At 59.0% G+C, this 1,232-nt stretch carries 1 protein-coding gene; it reads left to right on the top strand.

Translation table 11 applies throughout. The features are described 5' to 3' along the window. A partial coding sequence (locus AC07DW_RS34545) for a hypothetical protein (protein WP_478861540.1) occupies positions 1–968 on the top strand: 968 nt, incomplete at its 5' end. Positions 969–1,232 lie beyond the last annotated feature (264 nt).

Raw genomic sequence — 1,232 nt, 5'->3', positions numbered from 1 at the left:
ACCGCTACATGGCCTTCGACGCCAACCCCGTCATGAAAACCGACCCCACCGGCAACACCGCCATACCCGACTGGGGCCAGTACCTCATCTACGGCCTCACCCTCGCCGCAGCCACCATCACCGCCACCGTCACCTTCATCGCCCTCGCAACCACCACAGGGCCCCTGTCAGCCGGCCTCGGCATCGCCCTCGCCGGCGCCGTCCTCGACCTCGCCTCCTCCGCCCTCGACACCGCAGCCCTCGCAACCGGACGCAACCAGCTCAACGACCCCCTCAACTACATGTCCATCGCCCTCGGCAGCCTCGGCCTCGCCCTCGGCCTCGGCGTCGGTATCCCCGCGATGGGCCGAGCAGTCAAAACCGCCGCTAAATCTCACGTTACGAAGCGCCTGGAGAAAGAGATACGTGAAATCCCCGACGCGGAGTGGGGACAGCTGGGAGATGAGCTGAGAGGTTTCTCCTCCGGCAGCAGCAAGACTCTTCAGGCAGCGGCAAGACTCCGGGCTGCCAGAGAGAGAATACCCAGGAGTAAAATAGGAAGAGGCATCTGCGGCGTATCGGCATATTGCCTCGCCGAGCTGCTTACTAAGGAGCGGAAGGTCGCTCCCATAGGGGAAGGCGGGGTCGGCGTGAGTATGGCGATGTTGGACGATTTGTACGGAAATTCGATATATGAGGGATCGCATATCACAAAGCTTGAACGGAAAATGGCCGAATTTGGGCGTGGTGCAGTATTCCAGGTCGCGTTGGACCATTCTGTTAGTGGTGGACATCTCGCCAATGCTTACGTAGGAAAGCATCGCATTAAGTTCCTTGACGTAGAGGCGCCAATGGAATTCCTTGCCGCCAAGAGCACCGAAGGCCTTTTCCAAAAATACAAGGAACTGAAAATTGAATTTGACAGCTATAAGGCATGGTATGCCGGCCGCATGCCCCGCCACTGCGGTGCTCCCGATGCTGCTTTTTGATTGTCACCACGTATTCAACCACCACCAGAGCATCAACCGGGAAACCTTTTTAAGAGGACCTCGGAGTGCCGGACAAGGTCATTAGCCTTCTGAAGGCCAAGCCCGACTGAACCGCCGACTTGTATGGCGGTAGCGGAACGCGGTCGGGTTGGCCGCTCGTAGCGTCCCGTTAGTACTGCAATCGCACTTGTTTGTGGTTGAGTTGGGGTATGGCTGAGCTTGGGGTGGGGTTGGTTGAGGAGTGGGACGGGGTGCTGGCGGGGT

The organism is Streptomyces sp. NPDC045701 (assembly GCF_056432045.1).
This window is presented reverse-complemented; position numbering and strand designations above follow the sequence as displayed.